At 45.1% G+C, this 3,341-nt stretch carries 5 protein-coding genes; all 5 read right to left on the reverse strand.

Features of this window, described 5'->3' with window-relative positions; genetic code table 11:
- Positions 1 to 83: 83 nt before the first annotated feature.
- Positions 84 to 563, reverse strand: a complete 480-nt coding sequence (gene ndhN, locus PN499_RS04870) for an NAD(P)H-quinone oxidoreductase subunit N (protein ID WP_272030555.1) — start codon at positions 561 to 563, stop codon at positions 84 to 86.
- 388 nt (positions 564 to 951) lie between these two features.
- Positions 952 to 1,152 carry a hypothetical protein gene (locus PN499_RS04875; protein ID WP_272030556.1) on the reverse strand — a complete coding sequence of 67 codons (201 nt, stop codon included), beginning with the start codon at positions 1,150 to 1,152 and terminating at the stop codon, positions 952 to 954.
- Positions 1,153 to 1,312: 160 nt separating this feature from the next.
- Positions 1,313 to 1,447, reverse strand: a complete 135-nt coding sequence (locus PN499_RS04880; RefSeq protein WP_272030557.1) for a hypothetical protein — start codon at positions 1,445 to 1,447, stop codon at positions 1,313 to 1,315.
- Entirely contained in the window at positions 1,431 to 2,327 is an 897-nt protein-coding gene (locus tag PN499_RS04885; RefSeq protein ID WP_272030558.1) for a phosphatidate cytidylyltransferase, read from the reverse strand. Before PN499_RS04885 ends, PN499_RS04880 begins: the two co-directional genes overlap by 17 nt.
- A gap of 286 nt (positions 2,328 to 2,613) precedes the next feature.
- On the reverse strand, positions 2,614 to 3,252 hold the full coding sequence (gene hisB / locus PN499_RS04890; RefSeq protein ID WP_272030559.1) for an imidazoleglycerol-phosphate dehydratase HisB: 639 nt from the start codon (positions 3,250 to 3,252) through the stop codon (positions 2,614 to 2,616).
- Positions 3,253 to 3,341: the final 89 nt, after the last annotated feature.

Raw genomic sequence — 3,341 nt, forward strand, 5'->3', positions numbered from 1 at the left:
ATCCTGGCGGTTCCTTTACCGCCAGGATGGCGGCGTTACGTAAGTCCTGATTGAAAAATGGCGCGATCGCATTCAGCTAGAGTTTAAGCTGCGGCGATTAAGGCATCTTTTAGGGGAGTCCAGCGAAAGGCGCGATCGCCTCCCATTTCCACCACTACTTTCACTCGAGGCTCTAAACTAGGTAAAACGGTCAAATATTCAATTTCCTGACGGGACAAAACAAACCCCTCAATAATCCACAATACCAACCCTTTGGCTTTCGGGGGCAAGTGCTCCAATTGAGTATTTACCACTGGGGGCAGATAATAAACGTAGCCAACTGAGGCCTCATTACCAGTAGTTTTTTTACCAAGGTGGGGAGGTCTTACGCCGTGAACCCCTGTTAGATAAGCAGCTAAGTCACCTAAACCTCGCGCTGTGATATTGTGGGTGCTGTAGCTTGCAGCTCTAAGTCGCCGCTGGTAGCGCCCTTCAAATCCACCCTCTAAGGGGACGTAGGCGGCCAGGGAACCCGACTTCTCTAAATCCCGAATCATCTTCGAGCCAGTTATAATCAGTGTCATAGGTTTGACTTATCTTCTGTTAAATTTTGTCTGTTGCTACTTGCGAGCTACGCAAATATTGTACACAACCTATTAAATTTAACTCTAGTCGCCCTACTTAATTAGGACTTACGCAGGTCGTCCCAGAAACCGGGTTTTTGAGAGAATCTATGGGTCATGGCGAAGTATTTTCGTCAAAAAACCCGGTTTCTTTGTTTGGGTGCGTAAGTCCTGTTAATTTTGTCTCAGACAGTTGGCGCTTTTACCGCCGCCTTACTTAAGGTTGGAAAAAAAGCTTATATTTAATGATTTTTAAATTCAAAATCTTAAGATCGTACTATAAAATTATAAGTAAAATTATAAGTAGAGATGCTGGTAATTATCTTTTTTTTCAGCACTCTATTTGAGGTTAATCTACTATTGAGAGCCATCCCCGACGTACAGCGTACAGCAATCTAGTAATAATTTTGTGGTCTGGTTCGCTGAGGGAATTGGTTAATATTGCCGACTGAAGTTGTTGCCGATGCTTCCGATTGATGCCGCCTGACTTCCAGGCTGTAAAGTACAGTTCTGAAATGATAAATTCTGGGAGAAACGCTTGAGTTGTCATTAGCAGTGAAAAACATCTATGCCTTTAATATCCGGCAAAGTTAGCAAAGCGTATGTGACCGCCATCATGAAGACGATGTGATAGTTTTCTGCCTAAAGGCTGATGGAAGTCTCTTATAGCCAGTGATAGGAATAAAAGATCGGAGTGATATGGGTCAATATCAAGAGTGAGACAAATCAATGACTTTGACTTTAGCAGCAAAATCAGACATCCCAACATATCCTCTGAGCTGGAAAAATAGGGTTAGATCGCAACCCAAAACAAGAGCGATCGCGGGTTCAGAAAAAAGAATCAATTAACGGCAATGCCAGAGTTACAAAATAGTAAACTAAGGGCGCAGTAAAAACATAGCTATCAGTGCGATCGAGAATACCACCGTGACCGGGGATCAACTGCCCGGAATCCTTGACTCCAGCATCTCGCTTCATCATGGACTCCGTTAAATCTCCCAATAGACTAGCGATGCCAATCAATAAACCCAAAACTATGCCAGTATAGGGCCACCCTGGCCAGTTCAAATACCAAGATCCCGCTACTGCCACTGCAACGCTACCGCCTACTCCAAACACAGCACCTTCTACCGTCTTTTTGGGGCTAATGTGGGACAGGGAGGTGCGACCAAAGAATTTACCCATGAAGTAAGCGCCGATATCAGCGGCCCAGATACAGCCGAAAGCTAATAGCAGCGTTGCTAACCCTAAAGGTAAAGTGCGGGCATTTGTCCAATCGGGCCAGTAGTCGTTAATGGGTGCATTACTAGCCACTGCCTGAGACATGGCAGATGCGGTTTGGTCGAGCCCGACTCGCAGCCTTACCCAATAGCTGGGCAAATAACCGCCGTAGAACAATCCCAAGATTGAGGAAGAAATGTCTGCGATCGTTGACAACTTGGGCTGGAACAACAGGTAAAAACAGATTAAGGTTCCTGCTAAGGCAAACATGGCATCTACCAGGTTTGGTGCCAGGGCCGCAGTTACTAGCAAAACTTGACTGACGGCTAAGGTGGTTTTGCCAGCGGGTGCAATACCCTTGGCGCGGGCGAGTTGAAAATATTCCTGCTGACCGAGGTAGACAATAATCCCAAAGCCGATGGTGAAGTACCATCCCCCTAAAAAAATCATTCCCAACGCAAGGGCGATCGCAACTATTCCACTGAGGATACGAGACCAAGGCATAAAACGAATTTCTCTTGCAGACTGCTAGGCGGGTCAATCCAGCTATTGAAGCTCTTAGATCTAGTATGAAGGTTAAATGAACGTAAAAAAGGTTAAGAATTACATTTGCCACTTATTTTAATTAGGAAAGCAGGCAAAAGGTAGAAGGTAGAGGGCCGAGGGTGCAAAGTAGAGACCGCAAAGCAGAGGCTACAATCTAGAAGGTCAAAATTTGATTGCATTTCCCTTCTAGATCGTTAAATCCTTCTTCCTTCTTCTTGCGGTTATAAATTTTTGACCAATCTATCTACAGAACTCCCTTAGAACTCGGAATCGCACTGGCACGGCGGGGATCGATTTCCACAGCCATCCGCAAAGCACGGGCAAAAGCCTTAAAGGTTGCTTCAATAATGTGATGAGAATTAATTCCGTCTAACTGCCGAATGTGCAATGTCATTTGAGCATGATTGCATACTGCCATGAAAAATTCTCTGACTAACTGGGTGTCGTAAGTACCCACCCGCTGAGTTGGAATTTCTAATCCATAACTACAGTAAGGGCGGCCAGAAAAATCTAATACTACTTGAATTAAAGCTTCATCTAAAGGGGCAATGAAATGACCAAAACGGACAATTCCTTTGCGATCGCCTAGCGCTTTCCCCAAGGCCTGGCCCAGCGTAATGCCCACATCTTCGTTAGTGTGGTGGTCGTCAATTTCTAAGTCACCGATCGATTGTACGTCTAGATCGATCAGGCCGTGAGAAGACAACTGGTGCATCATGTGGTCTAGAAAGGGAATTCCTGTTGCTGCCTTACAAGTGCCTATGCCGTCCAGATTCAGGATGACTGTTACATCTGTTTCTCCAGTGGTGCGTTTGACGGAAGCGGCTCTAGCGAGATGAGGTACGTTGGTAGGGGGAAGAGGAGAGCGATCGCTAATTTGCATAATTGTTAGTTGTTAGTTGTTAGTTGTTAGTTGTTAGTTGTTAGTTGTTAGTTGTTAGTTGTTAGTTGTTAGTTGTTGGTGTGTAAGTC

Origin of the sequence: Kamptonema animale CS-326, assembly GCF_028330895.1 — a bacterium.
GTDB lineage: Bacteria > Cyanobacteriota > Cyanobacteriia > Cyanobacteriales > Microcoleaceae > Kamptonema > Kamptonema formosum.

What these genes read in the sequence shown, in the direction of transcription:
- ndhN (WP_272030555.1), bottom strand. Translation starts at nt 563, where the DNA reads ATGACACTGATTATAACTGGCTCGAAGATGATTCGGGATTTAGAGAAG.
- PN499_RS04885 (WP_272030558.1), bottom strand. Translation starts at nt 2,327, where the DNA reads ATGCCTTGGTCTCGTATCCTCAGTGGAATAGTTGCGATCGCCCTTGCG.
- PN499_RS04875 (WP_272030556.1), bottom strand. Translation starts at nt 1,152, where the DNA reads ATGACAACTCAAGCGTTTCTCCCAGAATTTATCATTTCAGAACTGTAC.
- hisB (WP_272030559.1), bottom strand. Translation starts at nt 3,252, where the DNA reads ATGCAAATTAGCGATCGCTCTCCTCTTCCCCCTACCAACGTACCTCAT.